This window comes from Providencia sp. PROV_01, from assembly GCF_053098325.1.
On sequence record NZ_JBRFKD010000002.1, the window covers coordinates 4,190,746 to 4,215,021 of the forward strand.

The window sequence follows — 24,276 nt, forward strand, 5'->3', positions numbered from 1 at the left end:
CATTAGATAAAAAGACAATACAAATTAAAATAACAAGTTATTATTAATCTGATTATTTTAATTTTTTTCTTAAAATATATTCGGTTAGTAAACATTAAGGATTGACACTAATAACCATTCCTATTTATCAAACTCCATTAATAAATAAGACAATTAAACAATGTATCAATGCGTTGCCATTATTATATCTCATTTTAATTATGTCAAATCCACCAATTAATTAACAACCTTCACTGTAAGTTAGTGATATATATATAATATCCACAATATACTCTATTTTGAATACACCATTACAGGATAAACAAGTGATGCATACCTAATTAAATTGATTTTTTCTTAATAAAAAACCACAAAATAAACCCATTCAATATTAATAAAGTTTTTTATACTCATAAAACGGGTTCTTATTAGTGAAAAAAAATGGTTCAGAAAATAACGCTAACATTAAAACAAGCCTAAATTATTAAAACGAAATTTTTATCGGTGGATAATTAATCAGAAATATCCCAAAAAAAAGAATTAAATAATTTCATAATATTTCTTAATTCATTAATTGTTACATTTATCTTGAAAATTAAAAAATAAAAATAATGGTAGAAATATCAAATATATAGCCAACAATTAACATACATAAAAATATAGAAATCAGCGAAAAAAGAACAATATCATAAAACATTTTTTTAAATTAAAATAAAAATAGAAACAATTAAGTGAAAATTTAAAAAAAGGCATGATCGAGAAAAACCTTGGCATTACAAAATATTTCAAAAGGTAATTAAAGGTAATTTTTAATTAATTTATAAATACAAAAACCTTATCTTAAGACCTGAAAATTTCAAAAAAAATATTTTCAATAACAATTGAATTATTTTATAATGAAATTAACCCATTTAATTAAGATAAGTTAGATAAAATAATTTATTAGAAAACTCACAATGAGTAAGTATGATATCTTAAATTGTTATCGATAATTACATCACTGACATAATAGTGAAATTAAATATAGAGACCCTACATTTAAGTAAAAACACTAATCAAGTAAAACATAATTCATCTTTATTTTTAACATTATCGACATACTTATTTTCGCATTTGTAGGTAGCTAAAAACTTAATGTACTACTCAAGAACAAAGGAACTAAAATATGATGAAAGTAGATATTATTGAGTCAAATATAAAATAGATTGATCTCAATCAGATTAAGAACAATCTATGCTAGCTTAGTTTGATGTCAATACGTCTTTATTTTCTTGATAGGGTATTCATTGAGATGGTACATGTGAGTAGGCAAGAAGCCATATCATGCTCTAAGCATCGGTGGGTAGGCAGATAGTCTCTAACTAGTCAAAATATAAGATAAGAAGTAGAAATTTTACTGCCACTTCGTGGCGTCAGAGTTTGAGGCGATTGCCAACAAGGCTAACATATTCTTCTCCTACTCCATGAGAGATGATCATCAATAGTGTTATTGGATTAATTTTTCAGCTGTAGAGCAACATACAATAGAACCTTACTTTCAATCGTTTGTAGATCTAATTTTGTTATCTCAGATATTCTTTTTAAACGATAATCTAATGTATTTCTATGAATAAATAATTCTTTAGCTGTTTCACGAGATAATAAATTATTTTTAAACCAGACTGTTAATGTTTTAATCAATACACCATTAGAATCTTCATGTAATAATGTATTCAATGGTTTTAATAGTTCTTCTGAAGACCATTTAAAATTTAACCCGTATAATAATACCGGTAGCATGATATCTTGGTAACAATAAATTTTTAACTGGGGTTTTTTAGCTTTCCCTACTTGCATGGTAATTTTAGCTGTCTCATATGATTTTTTAATTGATTCCTCTGCAGGATCTAAAAAGAAATTACCTAATGATATTTTCACTTGTAATTTAAATAATTTAAGAATATCCGATTCTAATTTTAAAATTTTCTTTTTTGCAGTGTCAATATCCCAGCGATTGAACTTATTTAATGCAGGAGTTAAGCAGACAATTTCCGTCAAAGATTGAATAGCGACTAAGTTATCAGGATTATTATACTCTATTAATTTTTTAATTTCTTGTAATTCACTAAATGCACTATTTACACCTAATTGTCCGCTATCTACTTCAATAATAATAGCGACTCGTGGAATAGAAAAATTAATATTAAGCTTTTTAGACCATTCAGTTATGTTATCAGGAATGGTTCCATTTTCAATATACGCTAGAATAATTTCTTCTTTAAAACGATCTTTTAAATTCAAATGGTTATAAATCTCTGCCTGCTCTAACATCATTACTGCCGTCATGGAAACCAGCTCCCCAAATTGTTTAATTTGGGTTGGCTCTCCGGTTAATCCTATTACACCAATAATTTTACTATTCAAATAAAGAGGTAAATTAACACCTGGTTTAACCCCATGTAAATGATTCGCAGTGGCGTCATCAATAACAACTGTTCGCTTTTGCTTTATTGCGAGTAATGCACCTTCATGGAATTCACCCAATCTATTACTATCTCCACTTCCTATAATACATCCAGTTTCATCCATAACATTAATATTACAATCAATAATTTTCATGGTTCTATCAACAATTTCTTGCGCTAATTTGGAGGTAAGACAATAATCATACATATTTCAACCTCTTTTACTGGTGCTGTAAAATAGAAATAAACTTTCCAATCATAAATTTCAATAATGTTTATTTTTAATTTAATTAACTCCAGTATTCAATATTCCTTGAAAAAATCAAGAAAAATAAATTTCATTTAAAATACAGCAAACAAAGCTAAATTTTAAAACTATTATTTCAATTTTTATTATCTATTTTAATATTCAGCGTATTCGCAATATTTTTAGTACAATTAAATAAATTACTTTCAGCATTATTTAAAGCTTCTTTTAGTGAACTAATTTTATGCAAAATACTAAACGCTGAATCAATACCATATTGTTGTAAATGACTGAGATCATCACCAAGGCTTCCAACAATGGCAATAACGGGTATTTTATGTTTTCTCGCTAACTGAGCGACGCCAAAAGGCACTTTGCCATTTAAACTTTGGCTATCTAACCGCCCTTCACCTGTAATAACTAAATTTGCTCCTACCATGTGTGATTCAAGGTTCAAGGTTTGTGCAATAATATCGAAGCCAGGCTTGAGTTCCGCTTTGAGAAAAGCAAGTAAGGCTGCTCCCATTCCTCCTGCAGCACCGGCTCCTGCAATATAATGAACTTCAACATGCAAATCTCGCTTAATGATATCTGCAAAATGTTCTAAATTTTTGTCTAACATTTCAACATGTTCATTTGTCGCCCCCTTTTGAGGGCCAAATATCACAGATGCGCCATTTCTCCCTATTAATGGGTTCGAAACATCACAAGCAATACTAAATTGGCACGCTTTTATCCTCGGGTCCATTATGCTGACATCAATACTCGCTAAATCGGCAAGTGCTTGCCCTCCTAATTTGATTTGTTGCCCATGAGAATCTAATAATTTGGCCCCAAGTGCTTGCAACATTCCTGCTCCGCCATCATTGGTTGCACTTCCACCTATACCAATAATAATCTGCTTTACCCCAGTATCTAGGCAGGCCTTTATCAACTCTCCTGTGCCATATGATGTCGTTAGTAATGGATTTCTTAATTCAATAGGGACTAGCTCTAGCCCACTTGCCGCAGCCATTTCAATAAATGCTTGCTGTTTATTTTGAGATAAACCATAGAATGCCTGAACACTCGTACCTAAAGGACCAATAACATCAAGATGATAGATTTCCCCATTGGTAGCCTCAACCATCGTGACAACTGTACCCTCACCACCATCCGCAATAGGGCACTTAACATAAGTTGCATGCGGAAAAACCTCTTTGAACCCGTTTTCAATAACCGTTGCGACTTTCAATGCAGATAAACTCTCTTTAAATGAGTCAGGTGCAATGACTATTTTCATAAAAATAATCCTTTAGAAATTTTTATTATCAATAAGTTAAAAATTCAGGTGGGTACTCGCCCACCTGATACGACTTTTTATTATTTCGGTTCATCGAGTAAGAGGATCATAATTAAGCCAATCACCGCACAGATACCAAAGTAAGAGAAAACAGCATCAAACTTACCAGTCATATCTAACAATAACCCTGCCATCATAGGTGAAACGAAGCCACCTAAGTTTCCTCCACTATTTACAACAGATATCGCAATTGGATAGTTATTATTATCAGCGACTCCCATTGGATAAGCAGTAAATGCAGGCCAGCCAATATTCAAGAACAAACCAACCGAGAAAAGGGCAAGTGCAACTGCGCTTGTGCTTTCGGGTACATTCAACATCACTAACATCATCGCAATCGTCGCTACTGCGGTAAAAAGCATGGTGGGTTTGCGACGACGACCAAAAACTTTATCAGAGATCCAGCCACCAAAAATCGAGCCGATAAACCCACCAACAAATGGCATTGATGCAACAAAGCCCATTTTCATAAATGAAAAGCCTTTTTCATTTACCAGATAAGAAGGTATCCAGGTTAATATTCCATATAAAATACTGACCATCATGAAATAAGAAATAGTATTACACCAAATATTTTTAGATTTAAATATTTGGGAAGCTGAACTTAATGGAGTGACTGATTTAACACGAATAAATTTATCTAGCGTATTAAATTTAGGACTCAGAACAATATTGCCTTCTATTTTCTTTTCTGCAATTTCTGAATTATCGGCACGAATATAATCTAATTCACTTTGCGAAACAAAACGACTTTCCTCTGGTTTTGTTCTAACAAATAAATACCAAATAATTGCAAGAAAAATACCGGGAATAGCGAACAGAATAAAGACCCAACGCCATCCATAAGTTAATGCAATCCAAACAACTAATGGTGGAACAATAATCGGAGCAAACATCGTTGAAGCAATATAAACGCCAGTGGCGGTTGCTTTTTCTTTTGCTGGAAACCAGTTATTAATTGTCGACGTTAGCCCGACAGGAGTTGGTGCTTCGGCCATACCTAGGCCAAGACGCAACCACTTAATTGCAAAGGCAGATTGGGCTAAGCCAATAAACCAAGTCATGGCAGAAAAACCGAGAATGGATAATGACACCATACCTCTTATCCCACGTTTCGCCATCCAAAAGCCTGCGGGTATTTGACATAAAGCATAACCGAGGAAAAACATACTCGCGAGAGAGCCCGCTTCTAAATTAGTTAATTTAAACTCATCAGTAATAAAAGGTAGAACCGCACCAATATTACTTCTGTCTGCATAATTTACAGCATAGACGATAAAAATCAGGGCTAATACCACCCAACGATAATTCGTCTTTGGCCTAATCGGATTTGAATTTATCATTATTTTCGCTCCAGAGCAGTTTATTATTTAATACACGTTTTATTACCTGCTTTTTTAAGAATGAAACGATCCTTGCTAATTCATTAAAATTAACATTTAGGAACGTTATTTAATTTAAACTTACTTCAACTAATTTTATTTACTCGACAAGCTATGCATTGTTTCTTTTAATAAAGGATACAGCCCATTGTAAATATTAAACTGTTTGTTATAAGTATCTTGTATTTTTTTATCTTGATTTGGTGTGAATGTGATATCTTCTGTTTTTATAATCGGTAAATCAGGGTCATTAATGCCACAGAAAAAACCGGCTCCTGTCGCACCAACCATTGCCGCGCCAAAAGCCGCTGCATCTGCTGTTTGGGCAATATTATATTCAACCTGAAGAATATCCGCTTTAATTTGAGTCCATAACGTATTACGTGATCCTCCCCCTACGCTGAGTAATTCATCTAATATCACTCCCCATTTTTCATTAGCAATATTCAAAATCTGTTTTAAACCATATGCTGTACCTTCAAATGCCGCCCTGACCATATCATCGCGAGTATGATTTAGCCGTAAGCCTATCCATGCCCCCGATGCATTAACATCCCAAATAGGACTACGTTCTCCAGCTAAATAAGGCAGATAAATTAAGCCATTAGCACCAGGTACTGATGATTTTGAAAATATCTCCAACTGTTCATGGTCATTAACTTCCGGCCAAACCGCCTGGTTTAGCCAACTGAATGTCCCCCCAGTTGTCGACATCGCTCCATGGGCCAACCATTGATTGGGAACGATGTGATATCGGTTCATAAAACGAGGATCAAAGTTCGGCTCTTCTAAGCAAAACGTAATGACTCCTGATGTTCCTGTTGATTCAAAAGCTGTTTCAGGGTCAAGTAACCCAACGGCAAATGCAGCAGCAGCAGTATCTGCCGACCCTAAAATAATTGGCGTATTTTCTTTCAACCCCGTTTCTTGAGCGGCTTCTTTACTCACCTTACCAACCACAGAAGTGCACTGGTAAATTGGCGGTAAAATATCGTGATTAAACTTCCAATACCTTAATAGTTCTTTTGACCACTTAGGTGCTTTAGACAAAACGACTGCGCCAGAATACGCGGCTTGGGTCGGGTCAATGGCGGCTTTTTGACTTCCTAACTTTAAAGATAAAAAGCTATTAAGTAGAACGACCTTATGAACTTTTTGCATTAATTCCGGCTGTTGTTCTTGTAGCCATCCTAACGTTCCCACCCAACATGCAGACGGACTTGGACTATTACAAGAAAGTGCCCGAACATGCGTTATATTTTCCCCGAGTGTTTGCTGTATGAAACCTTCGGAACGCCCATCAAGATAAGTAATCCCATTTGCAACAGGCTTATGATGTTTATCCAATAAAACCAGCGTTGGGCAAGCAACAGAAAAACTCACAGATACGATATTCTTTACTTGAGAAGTCACTTCTTTAACTGCATCTGCGGTCTTTTTCCAAAAGTCATTTAAGTCAATTTCATGATTTTTGGGAGATTTGGAAATAATATTGGTATCACGTGAAGCCTTTGCCAATAATTCTCCATGGAAATTAAATGCACAAACTTTCACGCTACTGCTACCTGCATCAATTCCCAAATAGACACTGTCCATCATGCTGCCTCCAACGCCTGCTTTTAATTGTTATGTATAATAATTTTAATCGCGTCACCTTTTTGAGCGGTTGCCATGGCCTCGTTGATCTCATCTAAAGCAAATCGGTGAGTCACTAATTTCTCGATATCAATTAAGCCCGAAGAAATCAGTGTCAAGGCTTGCTGGTAGCCTTCTCGACTTAACGCACTGGCTCCTGTAAGAATAAGCTCGTTGTAGTGAATAATATTGACATCAATTTGCGCCATATCATCCTTTGAAAAGCCGGCAAACAAGTTAACTCGTCCTCCTTTTCTAGCGAGTTCCAATGCGGGATTAACTAATCCAGGAATGCCAATAGCAATAATCACCACATCTGCGCCCACCCCTTCCGTCAAGCCTTTTACTACATCCAGTAAGTTTTCTTGCTGGCTATTGATGACACGTGTGGCACCGCAATTTAACGCAGCCTGTTGGCGTTGTTCATTGAGTTCACTAACAATAATATTTGTCGCACCTGAGAAACGCGCAAGTTGCACATGCATTAACCCGATAGGCCCCGCACCAATAATGACCACCGTATCACCAAGCTCAATACCCACATTTTTTTGTCCATTGATACAGCAAGCTAACGGCTCAGCTAATGCTGCGGCTTCAAAAGACATCCCTTTCGGTATCTTAAAGACATTACCCGATGACAAAGCAACCTCTGGTATTCGAACATATTCCGCAAAAGCGCCATCAAATTCATAACCGATTGCTTGGCGGTTTAAACAGACATTTTCTTTACCGATACGACAATAAACACAAGAACGGCATGGCACGACAGGGTCAACAGCGATTGCGTCCCCGACGTTTAGGTCAGTCACATTTTCACCGACTTCGACAATTTCCCCTGAAAATTCATGCCCTATTACAGAAGGGTAACGCACGCCTTTGGTTTTTTTACCGGAAATAATCCGTCCGTCAGTTCCACAAATCGCGGCTGCCTTGACTTTAATAACCACATCGCCTTTACCAACTTGTGGATATTTAACGTCTGCCACTCTAAGTTCATTAGGCGCATACAATACCGCTGCTTTCATTTTTTCCTCCCCATGCATGACAGCTATGACCGTTGGTTATTTGCCACCCGCTTGCTTATATTCCGCGATAGCTTGGTCAACCGAACAATCATCATTGATTAATGCATTCAGAGCCTTAATGACTGCTGTTGGGTTTTCGTGCTGCCATACAAAGCGCCCGTATGTCACACCACCAACACCAATATCTAATGCTTTACGTGTATTTGTTAGGAAGCTAACAAGATCGCTCCCCATATCACCACCAGCTAAAGCAACCATAGCTGGGCAACTATCAACGACAGATTTAAATGTCTCAGGGGAACCAGACCAGAGTGTTTTGATGATATCGACACCTAGCTCAGCGCCTGCGCGAACACAGTAAGCGAGATTTTTCGCATCAAAACTGTCTTCAATCATTGGGCCTTTTGGATAAATGTGTGCGACTAAAGGCAGTCCTGCGGAAGCAGCGGCTTTCGATACTTGGCCTAAAAATGTCAATTGCTGTGCCTGTTCTGGCCCGCCCATAATACAGCCGACTGAAATTGCGTCTGCTCCTAAACGAATGGCTTCTTCAACGTCAGCAACGGGTGTGTCATAAGCTTCATGGTAAGGTATGGAGTAACTTGTCGCTTTCATGATGATAGAAACATCGGAAGCAACATATGGAGGATAAACTTTTTCAATAATACCTTTATGCATCGTAATAGCATCAGGTGCACCCGCAACAACCTGTTTCATGACGGATTTAATATCACCAATTCCCGGTAATACACCACGTGTAATCGGATGATCCATGGTAATTGCAAGAAGACGGCTAGATTTTTTATTTAATAATCTTTTTAAACGGATTTCTTTTCCTAAAAACATATTGATGACCTCTTTAAATCAATGAGTGAATTAATTAACTAAATTTTGAGGATGGCCAGATAAAAAGGCTTCGATATTGTCCATCATCATGTCTGATAAGGTTTGTATGGCTTCAAAACTAGCCCATGAGATATGAGGAGTAAGAATAAAATTTGATAACTGAGTTAATTTCATCATATAACTTTCTTTTTCAGGTGGTTCTGAAATACAAACATCAAACCCAGCACCTAATATTTTATTATTTATTAGAGCGCCATATAATGCTTCTTCATTAACGATCCCACCTCGTGCAGTATTAATTAAAATACAAGACGGTTTCATCTGTTCGAATTCTGGAAAGCTAATTAAATCCTTGGTGGATTTGAGTAATGGACAATGAATAGAAATAATATCGCTTTTCGCAATAACATCTTCAAAAGGTGTATATAGTGGGCCCATATTATTCGTGCCCTTGTATGTGGAAAATAACACCTTCATACCAAAAACTTTTGCGATATCAGCAACTGCCTTACCTAAGACACCATCACCAATAATACCAAGCGTCGATCCAGCTAAGTTATTAATTTTATAATCAAAATAACAAAATTGACCTGATTCTTGCCAGCGACCATTTCGTACTGATTGTGCATAGGCTAATAAGCTACGACGTAAGGCTAAAATCAAGGTAAACGTATGCTCAGGAACTGTATTTATTGCATAATTCCTGATATTAGAAACTAATATATTACGCTCATTGCAAGCACCAATATCAATCACATCCGTTCCTGTTGCAGCGACAGAAATAAATTTAAGTCTCTTTGCAGCTTCAATAACTTTTTTAGTTATTCTTACTTTATTGGTAATAATAATGTCTGCATTTTTTACTCGCTCAATAATTTCATCTTCCGATGTTTTCCCATACAGTTCTAAACTATATTCTTTATTTATTTTCTTAATATTTATTCCTTCGGGGAAAGTTTCATGATCGAGAAACACGATTTTAACTGTCATTTTTATTACCACCCAATTAACCAACAAAATGAATATCAATTAGACTTTTTGATTTAATAAAATTATATAATTCACTTATCAGGAAGGCATTGTAAGAATGACTAGTTTTCAATGTAAAAAATTGAATATAATTGTGCATATGCACAATTTGTTATGAATTCGATCACAAGAATGTGATGAATAAAAAATCGGCCACTTAAAACAAGTGACCGATTTAAAATAAAGTGAGTTAATAACTCAACATTAGAAAAAGGTTGGCATTTCCTCTATAACATCATATTTATCATCAACAAGATAAATCACTTTCCATTTATCAAATGTAATACAGGGATGAGATGTCCCAAATACCAGTATATCACCAACTTGGAAATCACAATTTTCATCAAAAGATAAAATGGCATGTTGGTCCATTAAACCAACTGTTTTCGCACTATTAGTTTGAAAATAGACTGGCTTCCCCTCTCGGTATTGCATTAGAGGCTGAGGCAAACCTGCATCAAAGGCGACATCTCTTTTGCCAAAATTAACAATCGCTCGTCCCCTCTCAGGTACTGACTGAATTAATGCCACAATTTCCATCGCTGGCATCAAATCGCCATCTAACTGGCAGGCCATACTATCTCTAACTTTCAATGCGTTCTGAGCTTCATCATAAATACCGTGGTCATGTGTAATATAACATCCAGGGCGGATCACAAACCGAATAGGTTTAGAAAGATGAAACTCTGCCATTTTTTTACTGACCAGATCATACCAAACTGAACCTGCCCCAGTTATTAATAGCTCCCCTGAATAACGTGCAAATACACCTAAGTTATCCAGTTTTTGACTGGTGGTTAACACTCGCTGTAAAAATTGCTGTATCTCTTCAATATCCTGTTGGGCATCATCGCTATGAATAACACCTTCATAGAATTCAATGCCAGCAATCATCAAAGAAGGAAGTTTGGTTAACTCATTTGCCAATGTAATGGCTTCTTCTTCACTTCGACATCCACAGCGTCCACCATTAACCCCTAACTCAATCAGCACATTTATGGTTAAATCTAACGATGAAAAAATAGCCGCCAGCTGTTTTGCATGCATCACGCTATCAACACAACAATAAATATTGGCTTGATTTAATTGCACTAACTCTGCAAGTAATCGAATATTGGTTTTACCCACGACTTGATTCGCAATAATGATATTCTGAACACCTGACTCCACTGCCACCTTGGCTTGATAAGCTGTTCCTACACTTAGCCCCCATGCACCTTGAGCAATTTGTCGTTTAAAAATGGCAGGCGTCATGGTGGTTTTACCATGTGGAGACAACGAAACATTCGCCACATTCGAATAATGCTGCATCCATGCAATATTATTTTCCAGTTCATTACGCTTCACTACCACCGCAGGCAAACACACATCCTCATGTAGAATGTTTACCGAAATACCTTCCTGATTTAATGTGGCTGATTTATGCCCTACACCTGCTAACACATTCAGTTTCGTCATTTTCTTCCCTCAACTTGCTGGTTACTGGCTTTTGGCTGTGTTTTCTCTCTCGTGAGTAATATTTTCTAGTACTTCTTCACGACTGAGTTTATTTTTTGGTGTTATCAATGTCACAACAACCGCGCAGACCAAACTGATGGCTAATGCAGGGATTACTGGGTTGCCTAATTTTGCAGACCACTCTGGCGTCAAGATAATCGTTAATGATGTTGAACTCCCCGCAACCAATGCAGCAATACAGCCTTGCCAGTTAAAACGATGCCAGAATTTACCCAATAACACGGTTACACACAGGCCTGACATAATCATTGATATCATTTTGGTAATGTAGCCGATAATGTCATTCGAAGTTAATGCAAAGACAAGTGCTAACAAGATGACGCCAAGTAAGAAGATACGAGATAAATTGATCGCTTTCTCAGGTGGAGGCATCCTACCTGTTACCATCGTATAGATATCACGTAGGATAATAGAAACACCCGCGATAGCATCTGAGCTGCCTGATGACATATTGGCAGACATACCTGCAATCAATACCACCATCGCTAACACGTGCGGTAAAGCATTAGTTGCATATAAGAAAGCAAAGCTGCTGTTTTCTAAATTCGGCTCCATCACATGCGTTGCCATCCCGATAATCGCAGGTAGGAACGAAAACCCCATATACAGTAACCCTGTAATAATAAAGGACTGGCGGATAGCTTTAGTTGATGCTGCTGAATAAATACGTTGGCGATATGACGGTGTCGCTAATACACCAATGCCAATGACCACAGCCAATGATATCGCAGGTAAAACGCCTAATTTACCAATACCGAATAAAGTAAAGGCGTCAGGGTCTGTACTCTTAACAACAACATCCCAACCACCAACATAGCTTACCGAAGCAACCGCTAGAATGATAAACCCGAGGAATAAAACAATTGATTGCAGTGTATCAATCCATGAAACCGCTTTATAGCCACCAATCCCCACGTAAAAAACAAAGCCAACTGCAATAATGATCTTCGCAACAGTAATATCAATATCTGCCGCCCATGCTAGGTATAAACCGCCGCCAAGAATATGAGCGCCCAGCCAGCCTATCGATGCTAAAAATATTAATAACGCAACCAAGTTTTTCACTAAACGGCTGCCGCCTGTGTAATAGCAGATCTCTTCACTCATGGTCATAAAGCGATAATTTCTTACTGGCGCAAATAACCAAGCCGTTAGTAAGATCCCCGTCGCTCCACCAATCCCATACAGCATTCCCGCCCAACCATTGGAATAACCAAAACTGACTGCACCAATACTTGAGCCCGTTCCCACCATCGTACCGACAGTTGAACCGAGAGTGAGTAGCATAGGGAGCTTTCTGCCCCCAAGAATGAAGTCTTCACCGGTTTTTTGATGCCTTGTGACGTACCAACCCACAAACATCATCACAAATGCATATAACAAAAACCACATTAAGAAATTATTATGTTCCATAGTAGCCTCTCATCGCCTTAGCAATTAAGATTTGAATTTGCTGTTGAAGCAGGTGATATCCACTTCAACCATACAATCGACGACAAGGTCAGCGACAAAGCACACCCGCGCAGGTGGGTTATCTGCAAAGAATTGCTGAAATACTTTATTAAAAGATTGGAAATAGCGCGCATCACTTAATACCACTTTCATATGCACAATATCTTGCGTAGCAAATCCCGCATCTTTCATAATGTTTAAACAATTCTCGATAGCCAATTTAGATTGCGCGATAATTCCGCCATCAATCACTTCCCCGTCAATCATGGGTGTTTGCCCTGAAACATACAGCCATCCGTCAGCTAACACCGCTTTAGCAAAAGGCAATGATTGCCCGCCAGTACCTTTTGAGCCTTCAATTCCGAATCTTTTAATCATTTTTATCTCTCTTTTATTTATTTCTTTCTAAGAATTTACCTGCTCTATTCCCTGTCATTTCTTTTTTGGTATAGGTCAGAACACCATTAACAAACACATATTCAATGCCATCTGCTTTTTGTTTTGGGTCTTGGAATGTGGCTGTTTCATTAATTTTTTCAGGGTCAAATACAACGATATCTGCGAAATAATTTTCTTGAATAAGGCCCCTATCCTTTAAAGAAAAACGTTGTGCTGACATGCCTGTCATTTTGTAAATCGCGGTGGTCATTGGGAAAAGCTGCTCATCACGGCTATAGTGGCTAATAACTCGAGGGAAAGTTCCCCAAAGACGAGGATGTGGATTAGGGTCACGTGGTAAGCCATCAGAACCCACCATACTGCTTGGGTGCTGTAACACACGACGCACATCGTCTTCGTGCATTTGGAAATAAATAGCTCCCGCAGGAACAATTTTTTCTGCAACTTGGAAAATATCGCTACTCCACATTGCGGCTATTTCTTTTAATGTCTTACCCGCGACTTCAGGAAATGGTGTCGACCAAGTTACTAGAATGTCATAGTCTTCAGTAACTTGTGTAATATCTAAGTTTGATGAACCCGCACGATATGGATAACAATCGCAATTGATATCCTGCATGACTTGGTATTTTTCAATGAGAGCCAGCGTTTCTTTTGTGCGTCCCCAGTTTTTTGCCCCAGCACACTTATGGTGGGAAATTTGCACAGGAACTTTTGCATGACGACCAATATGGAAGGCTTCATGCATCGCATCAATGATACCGTCATATTCAGTTCGCATATGAGTGGTATAAATTCCCTGATGCTCTGCTAATAATTCAGCCAACTCACAAATTTCTTCGGTCGAAGAATTAATCGCGTTACCGTAAGATAAACCAGTGCTTAGCCCTAAAGCCCCTTCATCTAACGCACAGGCCAATACTTGCTTCATATGAGCGATATTGTCTGGCGTCGCGGGCTTTAATAAGTCTGTTACACAATTATTTCTTAAAGTTGTATGCCCTATTAATGTCGCGACATTAACAGTTGGCTTCACATTATTAATTTTTTGTTTATAACTGGCTAAATCAGCAAATTGAAATTCGCTTAATTCACCTAATAAATTAATTGGGTCAGGAACTTCGTCCTTTAATGTTGCACACGCTGCACTGATACCACAATTACCGACAATAATTGTCGTTACACCTTGTGATGTTTTTTCGATATATTCAGGCTTATCAATCACAATTAAATCGTCATGAGTATGCACATCAATAAATCCAGGTGATAAAATTAAACCTGAGCAATCAATTATTTTTTCAGCATCTTCACTTATATTTTTTGATATTTTAATAATCCATTCATCTTTAACGGCAATATCACTGACAAACTCACTTTTACCACTACCATCTATTACAGTGGCATTTTTAAAAACATAATCGTATTTCATTTGAATATCTCTTTAAGATTAATTAGTTTGATTTTTAAATGCGATATATGCAGATATAAATGCTTTCGCTTTTTCTCTGGTTTTCTCTGGTGTTTGGCCTATTCGATAAAGATCATTTCCCAACCCTGCACCATGGCAGCCAATACTTAGGTATTCATGCAAGTTATTCGGCGTGATACCTCCTACCGCATAAATGGCAATATTTTTTGGGATCACTGACATCAGCGATTTCACATAATTAACCCCAAAAGGCGCAGTAGGAAAGATTTTTAAATTAACAGCACCAGCGTCAATCGCGGTAAAAGCTTCTGTTGCTGTTGCACAACCTGGAAATATTTCCATCTTATTTTCAAGAGCAGTCGTGATCACAGAAACGTTAATGTTAGGTGTGACAATAATTTTAGCGTTCATTATTGCCAACTTTTCAACATTGCTTTTATTGAGCACAGTACCGGCACCGATTTTTAATTTATCGCCGTAGTTTTCAATCGCTAATGGAATACTTTTTTCCCACTCGGGAGAGTTAAGAGGAATTTCTATATAATTAAAACCTTCATCTGCAAGGATAGCGATATGTTCTAAAACTTCGTCAGGTTTTATTCCCCGTAATATTGCAATAAGCGGTATTTCATTTTTAGAATTCATAACAATCACCTAATAAAAAACCATTAATAATATTTATTTGCATTGCGTTTCTTTTAATATTGAAATTGCACCCAATCCAGAAAAAGGCTGTTCCTTTTTATCGTCTAATAGGTGTATTTCCCCAGTGAAGTAACTATCATTTTTAATTAACTCTTTAAGTGCATCCGCTAAAATAGGTTTTCCACTAATAACAATTTTTATATCGCTAGTAATATTAAGAGCTTGGCTATGTTTTATTGCGAGTAAATCTGACGCCAAAATAGCGCCCAATAAAAAACTTGAGCGTTGGTCAAGTGTCGCTTCCGTGAAAAGGTCTAGTAGCCTCACCGAAAAACAACTTCTCGCAATCCCTACTTGCAGACTAAGCTCAGCACCTTTGCGTAAATATTCTTTATCTAAACATTGAACAAATTGGTGTTCTAAAGAACTGGCTAAGATAGTCTGGTGCGTTAATGTATCGAAGATTTCCCCTGCCATCGTTGTTGCCAATGCAACCACATTATTATTTTCATCAAGACGTACAAACTTAGAATGCGAGCCGGGCAAAATGACTAAGGCAGGGCCAAGATCCGGTTGCTGTGTTAGAATGCCAAAAACTTCAACTTCTTCACCACGCATTACATCTATACTTTCAATTGAATCAAACGTCATATTTGCCACGTTATTTTTAACGCCTGGTATAAAAATAATCGGTTTTTCACTGATCTCCTTGATAACACAAGGCATTGTGGCTTTAGCAAGTTGCTGCATTGAAACCGGGGTCACTTGGTGAGGTAAGTGACACAGCCCAATTTCGGATGTAATCATGCCAGATGCAACGAGCTGATAATTTTCTCTTTCTTCAGCACTCACTCCTAACAACAGCTTATCTAGTACTATTTTTATTGATTGAATTAACAGCGTTTTATCGCCATTTTTTGCACAATCCCTAATACCAACTTCAACACTTTGTTCACGAACAACCGCGTTATTTTTCCATGCTCTAACTCGGGTATTCGTTGTCCCTGTATCAATGGTCACTATCAACATGTTTATCCCTTTAAAATAACGGAACGTCGTTCCTTTTTTAATAACATACATTAAAATATAGGAATGTCGTTCCGTTTTTATAAGAATAACGACAGCGATCACAATCAAAAAATCAAATTCAATGAAGATCAATACATTACGTACTGCATGTTTTTTCAGAGAAAAAAATTGCATCGAGGTAAAAATGGAACGACGTTTAAATAATGAGTACAATGAAAGAGCTTAGCGTGAGTGAGGAGCCTACGATGACGAAAGAAAGTCAAGCAAACTCGTCGAGTATCGACAGAGTACTGACCATACTTGAAGAGATTAGTAACCATTCTGACGGAATTTCTTTGGCCGAATTGGTCAAGAATACGGAAATTCCAAAAACCACGGCTTTTCGCGTATTAGAAACACTAAAAGAACGCCAATATGTCAGCTTAGACCATCTTACAGAACGCTATAACCTTGACTTAAAAAGCCTCGAATTAGGCATTAAAGGCTTAATGAATGTTAATTTAGTCGAAGTTTCAATCCCTTATTTAAAAACGTTGTCGAGTTCAACGTTTGAAACTTGCTTTTTAGGGGTTTATAACAGTGGCCATGTGGTCTATCTCTATAAAAGTGAAGGAACGCTATCCATTCAAACTTCCGCAAAACTGGGTGCTCGACTACCCGCTTATTGTACTGGTATAGGGAAAGCTTTATTAGCCTTCCAACCGTTAGAAGAAATTGATGCAGTACTGGATAAACCGTTAACCAAATACACTGAAAAAACAGTTATCGACCGCATGAAACTGTATGAAGTTTTGGCTGATATCCGTATAAAAGGTTTTTCTTTAGATGATGAAGAAAATGAAGAAGGGCTTACCTGTGTAGCTAGGCCGATATTTAATTATACCGGTAATGTGATCGGCGCGATTAGTGTCGCTGGGCCGACTCACAGAATGGTTTCCAAAATAGACCGTGTTAATGAAGAACTTGCCCACGTTTGCTTACTGATTTCCCGCCGCCTTGGCTATATCGAGCCAACCAGCACTAAATAAAACAAAAAACCCCATCTCATATGAGATGGGGTGCCAAAATAGCAATATTTGTTGTTTACACAAGAACAAGTTGTACAAAAGCAATGTACTGGCCCACCTCCTTGTGGAACCCAACCTAATGGCGATTTCTCACCAATTGATACCGACGAGTCAGGTATTCGATAGGTGCACTCCAAATGTGCACTAAACGGCAGAATGGGAAGAGTAAAAATATCGTCATCCCCAACACAATATGCAGTTTAAAAACGATGCCAACACCTTCAAGGTAATTGGATGCCCCCCAATGGAATGTCACAATAGACTGCGCCCATCCCACTAATTTCAGCATTTCACTGCCATCCATATGTTGTGCTGAGAATGGAATGGTAAGTAATCCTAAGCAAACTTGCACCACCAGCAAGGTTAAAATCATGATGTCACCGAAGGATGAAGTTGCCCTCACTCGTGGGTTTGTTAGGCGGCGCTTCAATAGCATCGCACCACCAATTAACATCATCACACCTGCTGCGCCCCCACCAATCATTGCCATTAACTGCTTAATATGCATTGGCAAGAAAGATTCATACATCCAGTGAGGCGTTAGCATGCCTAAAAAGTGGCCGACAAAAATCCCAATAATCCCCAAATGAAATAAGTTTGATGCCAAACGCATGTTCTTTTTATCCAACATTTGGCTGGAACCCGCTCGCCACGTGTATTGCCCATAATCGTAACGTAACCAACTACCGACAATAAATACCGTCCCAGCGATATAGGGGTAAATATCGAAGAAAAATTGATTGATAAAATTCATTTTTGAACTCCTACATGGCTGCTGCCCACACTGAGATCCAAATACTGTGGTACCACCGCATTGGCGAAGCGATGTTGATGTGCCGCCACTTCGCTACCACATGTTTTTTCATCGGCAAAAAATTTCACTTGCTCCTCTTCCCAAACCGCATCTAATGCCTCTGGGGTGTCATCCCGTACTTCGGTTGCCACTTGTTTGCTTAATTGCTCCGCCGCAATATCGCTATGAGAAAGCTCAAGTAAAAAATCAAATAAAACAGAGAAACGGCTTTCTCGCTGTTTCAGCCTTTCCCCTAACAACGCTAAAATTGGCGCAATATCCTGCAACCCCTCGATAGTTTCATTGGTCGGTAATACCGTTAGATATTCCAAATAAATGGGCAAATGGTCAGGTAATTCACGGCAATCAATTTGCAAACCGTGTTGCTGATATTGAGCCATTAAATCCACCATCGCTTGTCCTCGGTCTCGGGACTCACCGTGCACATGCTCAAATAGCAATAATGATGTTGCGCGGCCTCTATCAAACAACTCACAATATTGCGCCTGCATATCAAGTAAGTCTTCGTTGAGATACTCGCGCACAAACACCATCAATTGAACAGCCCGTGTGACAGGCAGCTCATCAGCCTGTTCTAGTGCTTCAATGAGCTCATCGCGATGTAACCAAAGCGCTTCCGAAGGGTATTCCAATAACCGAGAAATCACTTTTAGTGTCATCATAGTGCTTTCTCCTGATTATTTTTTGGTGTGATATCAATGGCATCAATGCGCCTGCTATTAAATAAATTCGCTTTGCTATCGCTGCCATGGCAACCATCACCAAAACTAAAGCCACAAGCTTTGGCTTCAGGGAACGCTTCGCGTGCCAATTCTCGATGGCTGGATGGAATGACAAAACGGTCTTCATAGTTAGCAATGGCTAAATAGCGGTACATTTCTTGTGCCTGAGCTTGTGTTAAGCCAACTTGTTCTAACGCGCTGGTATCACATTGGTTTTCCACGGTTTCTGCCCGTTTGAAATGGCGCATCGCTAACATACGTTTTAACGCCAATAACACCGGCTCGGTATCCCCCGCCGTTAACAAATTCGCAAGGTATTGCACTGGAATACGTAAGCTTTCTACATCCGGCAATACACCGTTATTGGCTAAGAGCCCTGAATCTGCCACTGACTGGATCGGTGACAAAGGTGGCACATACCACACCATTGGTAACGTGCGATATTCAGGATGCAGTGGCAGAGCTAAGCGCCATTCCATCGCCATTTTGTACACTGGGGATTTCTGTGCCGCATCGATCACACTTAATGGGATCCCTTGTTTTTGCGCTTCTTCAATCACTTTTGGATCATGAGGATCAAGGAAAACATCAAGTTGGCTCTGGTAAAGGTCAGTTTCCTTTTCTACACTGGCCGCTGACTCAATTTTGTCCGCGTCATACAGCAATACCCCTAAATAACGGATACGACCAACACAGGTTTCAGAGCAGACCGTTGGCATGCCTGACTCAATACGTGGATAACAGAAAATGCATTTTTCTGATTTACCACTTTTCCAATTGAAATAGATTTTTTTATACGGGCAACCGGTTAAACACATACGCCAGCCGCGGCATTTATCTTGGTCAATCAACACAATACCGTCTTCTGAGCGCTTATAAATTGCCCCACTTGGGCAGGTCGCGACACACGCTGGGTTTAAACAATGTTCACAAAGGCGTGGTAAATACATCATGAATGTATTTTCAAACTGCCCATACATCTCTTTTTGAATATGTTCAAAGTTTTTATCTTGGGCTCGCTTGGCGAATTCACCACCTAAATCATCTTCCCAGTTTGGTCCCATTTTGACGTTACTCATTCGCTCACCCGTAATTAATGAACGAGGACGTGCTGTCGGTACGTGCTTACCTTCTTTGGCATTTTTTAAATGGCCGTAGTCATAATTAAATGGCTCATAATAATCATCCAAGGCAGGTACATCTGGGTTAGCGAAGATTTTCGATAAAACACCCACTTTGTTTCCCATCCGTGGAACCAATTTACCCTTAATGGTGCGGATCCAACCGCCTTTCCATTTCTCTTGGTCTTCCCAATTTTGGGGGTAACCAATACCCGGTTTGGTTTCGACGTTATTAAACCATGCGTATTCTACCCCTTCGCGGCTAGTCCACACGTTTTTACAGGTCACTGAACAAGTGTGACAACCAATACATTTATCAAGGTTTAGCACCATGCCGACTTGAGAACGAATTTTCATTATGCTTTCTCCTTTCCGCTCAAGGTCTGCTGGTAGGCATCACCTTCACCATCCAGCCAGTCAACCTGTTTCATTTTGCGAACAACCACAAATTCATCACGATTAGAACCTACTGTTCCGTAATAATTGAAGCTATAGGCAAGGTGCGCATAGCCACCGATCATATGGGTCGGTTTCGGGCAAACACGCGTGACCGAATTATGAATTCCACCACGTTGAGCCGTAATTTCAGAGCCGGGTAAGTTGATCAGCCGTTCTTGGGCGTGGTACATCATGATCATGCCATCAGGAATACGTTGGCTAACGATCGCTTTGGCGGTTAATGCCCCATTACTGTTAAAAGCTTCAACCCAATCGTTATCTTCAACACCCAGTTCACGAGCATCTTCTTCGCTAAGCCAAACAACTGGACCACCGCGGCCTAACGTCAACATTAATAAGTTGTCGCTGTAAGTAGAGTGGATCCCCCATTTTTGGTGCGGTGTTAAAAAGTTCAGTGCTTTTTCAGGAAATCCATTCGATTTTTTCCCCATAAGAGGCTGAGCCGCTCGAGTGTCAATCGGTGGGCGATACACCACAAGGCTTTCCCCAAAGGCGCGCATCCATTCGTGATCTTGATACAATTGCTGACGACCACTGAGCGTCCGCCATGGGATCATTTCATGTACGTTGGTATAACAGGCGTTGTAGGAAACATGTTCATCTTCCAGCCCTGACCATGTAGGGCTCGATATAATTTTACGCGGCTGCGCAACAATATCGCGAAAACGGATTTTTTCGTCTTCTTTATAACGAGCAAGATGAGTATGGTCGCGGCCCGTTACTTTGCTTAACGCATCCCATGCTTTTACTGCCACTTGCCCATTAGTTTCAGGCGCGAGTGTTAAAATGACTTCTGCGGCATCAATCGCTGTTTCAATTTTTGGTCGCCCTGCATTAGCCCCCTCAGGCTGAGTTTTATTGAGCTTTTTCAGGAAATCAATTTCATCTTGCGTATTCCAACTGATGCCCTTACCACCATTACCCAGTTTATCCATGAGTGGGCCAAGAGAGGTAAAACGTGCATAAGTGTTTGGGTAGTCACGCTCAACACAGATAATATGTGGCGCTGTTTTCCCTGGAATAAGCTCACACTGCCCTTTTTTCCAATCTCTAACATCAAACGGTTGTGCCATCTCGGCTGCACTATCATGTTGAATCGGCAACGTCACCACATCCGTTTCTTTGCCTAAGTGCCCAACGCTGACCTCAGAAAATGCTTTGGCAATCCCCTTATAAATTTCCCAGTCGCTTTTGGATTCCCAAGCTGGGTCGACCGCAGCTGACAATGGGTGAATAAATGGATGCATATCCGAGGTATTCATATCGTCTTTTTCATACCAAGTAGCGGTCGGTAAGATAACGTCCGAGAACAGGCAGGTGCTCGACATTCTGAAGTCGAGAGTCACCACTAAGTCAACTTTCCCTTCTGCCGCTTTATCTTGCCATTCCACTTCTTCAGGTTTGACGCCGCCTTGTTGGCCTAAGTCTTTGCCTTGAATACCATTTTCAGTACCCAATAAATATTTCAATAAATATTCATGACCTTTCCCTGCAGACCCCAATAAATTTGAACGCCAAATAAACAGGTTACGTGGGAAATTTTGAGGATCATCAGGTTGCTCTGCTGCAAAGCGAATATTCCCTTCTTTCAATTGCTTAACAGTATAGTCTGTGGGTGACATACCTGCATTTTGTGCATTCTTCGCAATATTTAATGGGTTTACATTTAATTGTGGCGCTGACGGCAGCCACCCCATGCGTTCTGCACGTACATTCATATCAACTAAACTGCCGCTAAAGGCGTGTTTATCGGCTAGAGGCGACAGCAACTCTTCTGTTCCCACCGTTTCGTAACGCCATTGGCTTGAATGGTTATAGAAAAAAGAGGTGCTATTCATATGACGAGGTGGGCGCTGCCAGTCCAAACCGAATGCTAAAGGTAACCAACCCGTTTGTGGACGTAATTTTTCCTGCCCAACATAGTGAGACCAGCCGCCGCCACTTTGCCCAACACAACCACAGAAAATCAACATATTAATAATCGCACGGTAGGTCATGTCCATGTGGTACCAGTGGTTAATCCCTGCCCCGACAATCACCATCGCACGACCGTGAGTTTTCTCTGCGGTATCCGCAAATTCACGGGCGATACGAATGATATTTTGGCGGCTAACCCCAGTGACTTTTTCTGCCCACGCCGGTGAATACGCTTTCATATCATCGTAATCAACCGCACAGTTTTCATCACCAAAACCACGGTCAATACCGTAGTTAGCAAGCATCAAATCATACACACTAGTAACCAGTGACTCGCTGCCATCGGCAAGCTGAATACGTTTCGCAGGTAATTTATGCAGTAAGACGTCTTTCAGTTCAACGCTTTGAAAATGCTCACTTTCTAAACCACCAAAGTATGGGAAGCCAACCTCAACAAATTCATCATGGCTATCTGCCAAGCTGAGTTTCATTTTTATGTCATGTGCATCTTGTCCCGCACGCGGCTCTAAATTCCATTTTTGACCGCCATCCCAACGGAACCCCATTGAACCTTGTGGAGCACATAATTCGCCCGTCTCTTCATCAATCGCGATGGTTTTCCATTCGGCATTTTTCTCTTCGCCTAAAGAATCAACGAGATCCGAAGCACGCAGCATACGCCCAGCAACATAGGCACCATTTTCGTGCTTATCGAGCATCACCAACATAGGCATATCGGTGTAAGTTCGCACATATTCACGGAAGTATTCTGCTTCACGTTTTACATGGAACTCATTGAGGATCACATGCCCCATCGCCATTGCCATGGCGCTATCTGTTCCTTGTTTCGGGTTCAACCAATGGTCACATAATTTGGCAATTTCCGCGTAATCCGGCGTCACCGCGACTGTTTTAGTCCCTTTGTAGCGGACTTCTGCAAAGAAGTGAGCATCTGGCGTACGGGTTTGCGGAACGTTAGAACCCCAAGCAATAATGTAGGATGAGTTGTACCAGTCCGCAGATTCAGGTACATCAGTCTGTTCGCCCCACGTCATTGGGGATGCAGGTGGCAAGTCACAATACCAGTCATAAAAGCTCAAGCATGAGCCACCAATTAATGATAAATAGCGCGCGCCCGAGGCATAGGAAACCATCGACATCGCAGGAATTGGTGAAAAGCCAACAATGCGGTCAGGACCAAATTCTTTAATCGTCGCGACGTTTGCCGCTGCAATCAGTTCATTCACTTCCTGCCAACTTGAACGAACAAAACCACCGCGACCACGAGCTTGTTTATAGCTTTGTGCCTTTTGTGGATCATTAATAATAGATAGCCACGCTGCAACAGGGTCTTGATGCTCTGCTTTTGCTTCACGCCACAATTTAAGTAAGCGCTTACGCATCATTGGGTATTTAACACGGTTTGCGCTATATAAATACCAAGAGTAGCTCGCCCCACGAGGGCATCCTCTTGGTTCATGATCAGGTAGGTCTGGGCGAGTGCGTGGGTAATCCGTCTGTTGGGTCTCCCAAGTGACTAACCCATTTTTGACATAAATTTTCCAACTACAAGAGCCAGTACAATTAACACCATGGGTGGAACGCACGACTTTGTCATGCTGCCAACGGCTACGATAACCATCTTCCCAATCACGGTTTACATTTAATTCTTGCCCGTGATCACCTGAAAAGGTCTCGCCTAACTGCTTAAAATACCGAAATCTGTCTAAAAACTTGCTCATCGGATTGCCTCCAAAGAGACGGCGACCGGCGCC

At 39.5% G+C, this 24,276-nt stretch carries 18 protein-coding genes; 1 reads left to right on the plus strand and 17 read right to left on the minus strand.

Annotation, left to right across the window (positions count from 1 at the left end; genetic code table 11):
- Window positions 1–1,473: 1,473 nt before the first annotated feature.
- The 13 genes from ACU696_RS20285 to ACU696_RS20345 all read right to left on the minus strand — a co-directional run bounded on the left by ACU696_RS20285 (window position 1,474) and on the right by ACU696_RS20345 (window position 16,401).
- Window positions 1,474–2,631 carry a sugar diacid recognition domain-containing protein gene (locus tag ACU696_RS20285; RefSeq protein WP_209101761.1) on the minus strand — a complete coding sequence of 386 codons (1,158 nt, stop codon included), beginning with the start codon at window positions 2,629–2,631 and terminating at the stop codon, window positions 1,474–1,476.
- Window positions 2,632–2,806: 175 nt separating this feature from the next.
- The gene (locus tag ACU696_RS20290) at window positions 2,807–3,952 is read right to left on the minus strand and encodes a glycerate kinase (RefSeq protein WP_209101759.1); all 1,146 of its coding nucleotides are present in this window, start codon (window positions 3,950–3,952) and stop codon (window positions 2,807–2,809) included.
- An 80-nt stretch (window positions 3,953–4,032) separates the two neighbouring features.
- Complete coding sequence (locus tag ACU696_RS20295; protein ID WP_004907815.1) at window positions 4,033–5,355, minus strand: MFS transporter; 1,323 nt, start codon at window positions 5,353–5,355, stop codon at window positions 4,033–4,035.
- 135 nt (window positions 5,356–5,490) lie between these two features.
- A complete protein-coding gene (locus ACU696_RS20300; RefSeq protein WP_117162593.1) occupies window positions 5,491–6,993 on the minus strand; it encodes a xylulokinase in 1,503 nt (500 codons plus the stop codon).
- Window positions 6,994–7,013: 20 nt separating this feature from the next.
- Entirely contained in the window at window positions 7,014–8,054 is a 1,041-nt protein-coding gene (locus ACU696_RS20305) for a zinc-dependent dehydrogenase (protein WP_228367282.1), read from the minus strand.
- Between the two features lie 36 nt (window positions 8,055–8,090).
- Window positions 8,091–8,900 (minus strand): class I fructose-bisphosphate aldolase, encoded by an 810-nt coding sequence (locus tag ACU696_RS20310; RefSeq protein WP_196718271.1) that lies wholly within the window; start codon window positions 8,898–8,900, stop codon window positions 8,091–8,093.
- 30 nt (window positions 8,901–8,930) lie between these two features.
- Complete coding sequence (locus tag ACU696_RS20315) at window positions 8,931–9,890, minus strand: D-2-hydroxyacid dehydrogenase (RefSeq protein ID WP_117162595.1); 960 nt, start codon at window positions 9,888–9,890, stop codon at window positions 8,931–8,933.
- 243 nt (window positions 9,891–10,133) lie between these two features.
- Entirely contained in the window at window positions 10,134–11,387 is a 1,254-nt protein-coding gene (locus tag ACU696_RS20320; protein WP_117162596.1) for an amino acid deaminase, read from the minus strand.
- Window positions 11,388–11,408: 21 nt separating this feature from the next.
- Window positions 11,409–12,860 (minus strand): sodium:solute symporter family protein, encoded by a 1,452-nt coding sequence (locus ACU696_RS20325; RefSeq protein ID WP_004907804.1) that lies wholly within the window; start codon window positions 12,858–12,860, stop codon window positions 11,409–11,411.
- A 24-nt stretch (window positions 12,861–12,884) separates the two neighbouring features.
- On the minus strand, window positions 12,885–13,277 hold the full coding sequence (locus tag ACU696_RS20330; RefSeq protein WP_004259329.1) for a RidA family protein: 393 nt from the start codon (window positions 13,275–13,277) through the stop codon (window positions 12,885–12,887).
- Between the two features lie 13 nt (window positions 13,278–13,290).
- Window positions 13,291–14,727: an N-acyl-D-amino-acid deacylase family protein gene (locus ACU696_RS20335; RefSeq protein ID WP_198641692.1), complete on the minus strand. Its 1,437-nt coding sequence runs from the start codon at window positions 14,725–14,727 to the stop codon at window positions 13,291–13,293.
- An 18-nt stretch (window positions 14,728–14,745) separates the two neighbouring features.
- Window positions 14,746–15,372 (minus strand): 2-dehydro-3-deoxy-6-phosphogalactonate aldolase, encoded by a 627-nt coding sequence (locus ACU696_RS20340; RefSeq protein WP_115168032.1) that lies wholly within the window; start codon window positions 15,370–15,372, stop codon window positions 14,746–14,748.
- A gap of 33 nt (window positions 15,373–15,405) precedes the next feature.
- On the minus strand, window positions 15,406–16,401 hold the full coding sequence (locus tag ACU696_RS20345; RefSeq protein WP_042851494.1) for a 2-dehydro-3-deoxygalactonokinase: 996 nt from the start codon (window positions 16,399–16,401) through the stop codon (window positions 15,406–15,408).
- Between the two features lie 245 nt (window positions 16,402–16,646).
- On the opposite strand from ACU696_RS20345, the gene ACU696_RS20350 reads away from it, so the two are divergent.
- Window positions 16,647–17,429, plus strand: a complete 783-nt coding sequence (locus ACU696_RS20350) for an IclR family transcriptional regulator (protein WP_004907793.1) — start codon at window positions 16,647–16,649, stop codon at window positions 17,427–17,429.
- A gap of 115 nt (window positions 17,430–17,544) precedes the next feature.
- Here ACU696_RS20350 and narI read toward each other — a convergent pair whose 3' ends face one another.
- The 4 genes from narI to ACU696_RS20370 are packed head-to-tail and all read right to left on the minus strand — an operon-like array spanning window position 17,545 to window position 24,243.
- The gene (gene narI, locus ACU696_RS20355) at window positions 17,545–18,222 is read right to left on the minus strand and encodes a respiratory nitrate reductase subunit gamma (RefSeq protein ID WP_004907792.1); all 678 of its coding nucleotides are present in this window, start codon (window positions 18,220–18,222) and stop codon (window positions 17,545–17,547) included.
- Window positions 18,219–18,944: a nitrate reductase molybdenum cofactor assembly chaperone gene (gene narJ, locus ACU696_RS20360; RefSeq protein WP_004907791.1), complete on the minus strand. Its 726-nt coding sequence runs from the start codon at window positions 18,942–18,944 to the stop codon at window positions 18,219–18,221. Before narJ ends, narI begins: the two co-directional genes overlap by 4 nt.
- Window positions 18,941–20,482, minus strand: a complete 1,542-nt coding sequence (narH, locus tag ACU696_RS20365) for a nitrate reductase subunit beta (RefSeq protein WP_109912751.1) — start codon at window positions 20,480–20,482, stop codon at window positions 18,941–18,943. The genes narJ and narH overlap by 4 nt, the downstream gene beginning before the upstream one ends.
- On the minus strand, window positions 20,482–24,243 hold the full coding sequence (locus tag ACU696_RS20370) for a nitrate reductase subunit alpha (protein ID WP_164529207.1): 3,762 nt from the start codon (window positions 24,241–24,243) through the stop codon (window positions 20,482–20,484). The genes narH and ACU696_RS20370 overlap by 1 nt, the downstream gene beginning before the upstream one ends.
- Between the last annotated feature and the right edge of the window lie 33 nt (window positions 24,244–24,276).

Coding starts and splice junctions, on each gene's coding strand:
- narI (WP_004907792.1), bottom strand. CDS start 18,222: ATGAATTTTATCAATCAATTTTTCTTCGATATTTACCCCTATATCGCT.
- ACU696_RS20315 (WP_117162595.1), bottom strand. CDS start 9,890: ATGACAGTTAAAATCGTGTTTCTCGATCATGAAACTTTCCCCGAAGGA.
- ACU696_RS20370 (WP_164529207.1), bottom strand. CDS start 24,243: ATGAGCAAGTTTTTAGACAGATTTCGGTATTTTAAGCAGTTAGGCGAG.
- ACU696_RS20290 (WP_209101759.1), bottom strand. CDS start 3,952: ATGAAAATAGTCATTGCACCTGACTCATTTAAAGAGAGTTTATCTGCA.
- ACU696_RS20305 (WP_228367282.1), bottom strand. CDS start 8,054: ATGAAAGCAGCGGTATTGTATGCGCCTAATGAACTTAGAGTGGCAGAC.
- ACU696_RS20300 (WP_117162593.1), bottom strand. CDS start 6,993: ATGATGGACAGTGTCTATTTGGGAATTGATGCAGGTAGCAGTAGCGTG.
- ACU696_RS20295 (WP_004907815.1), bottom strand. CDS start 5,355: ATGATAAATTCAAATCCGATTAGGCCAAAGACGAATTATCGTTGGGTG.
- ACU696_RS20325 (WP_004907804.1), bottom strand. CDS start 12,860: ATGGAACATAATAATTTCTTAATGTGGTTTTTGTTATATGCATTTGTG.
- ACU696_RS20335 (WP_198641692.1), bottom strand. CDS start 14,727: ATGAAATACGATTATGTTTTTAAAAATGCCACTGTAATAGATGGTAGT.
- ACU696_RS20340 (WP_115168032.1), bottom strand. CDS start 15,372: ATGAATTCTAAAAATGAAATACCGCTTATTGCAATATTACGGGGAATA.
- ACU696_RS20285 (WP_209101761.1), bottom strand. CDS start 2,631: ATGTATGATTATTGTCTTACCTCCAAATTAGCGCAAGAAATTGTTGAT.
- narH (WP_109912751.1), bottom strand. CDS start 20,482: ATGAAAATTCGTTCTCAAGTCGGCATGGTGCTAAACCTTGATAAATGT.
- ACU696_RS20320 (WP_117162596.1), bottom strand. CDS start 11,387: ATGACGAAACTGAATGTGTTAGCAGGTGTAGGGCATAAATCAGCCACA.
- ACU696_RS20310 (WP_196718271.1), bottom strand. CDS start 8,900: ATGTTTTTAGGAAAAGAAATCCGTTTAAAAAGATTATTAAATAAAAAA.
- ACU696_RS20330 (WP_004259329.1), bottom strand. CDS start 13,277: ATGATTAAAAGATTCGGAATTGAAGGCTCAAAAGGTACTGGCGGGCAA.
- ACU696_RS20350 (WP_004907793.1), top strand. CDS start 16,647: ATGACGAAAGAAAGTCAAGCAAACTCGTCGAGTATCGACAGAGTACTG.
- ACU696_RS20345 (WP_042851494.1), bottom strand. CDS start 16,401: ATGTTGATAGTGACCATTGATACAGGGACAACGAATACCCGAGTTAGA.
- narJ (WP_004907791.1), bottom strand. CDS start 18,944: ATGATGACACTAAAAGTGATTTCTCGGTTATTGGAATACCCTTCGGAA.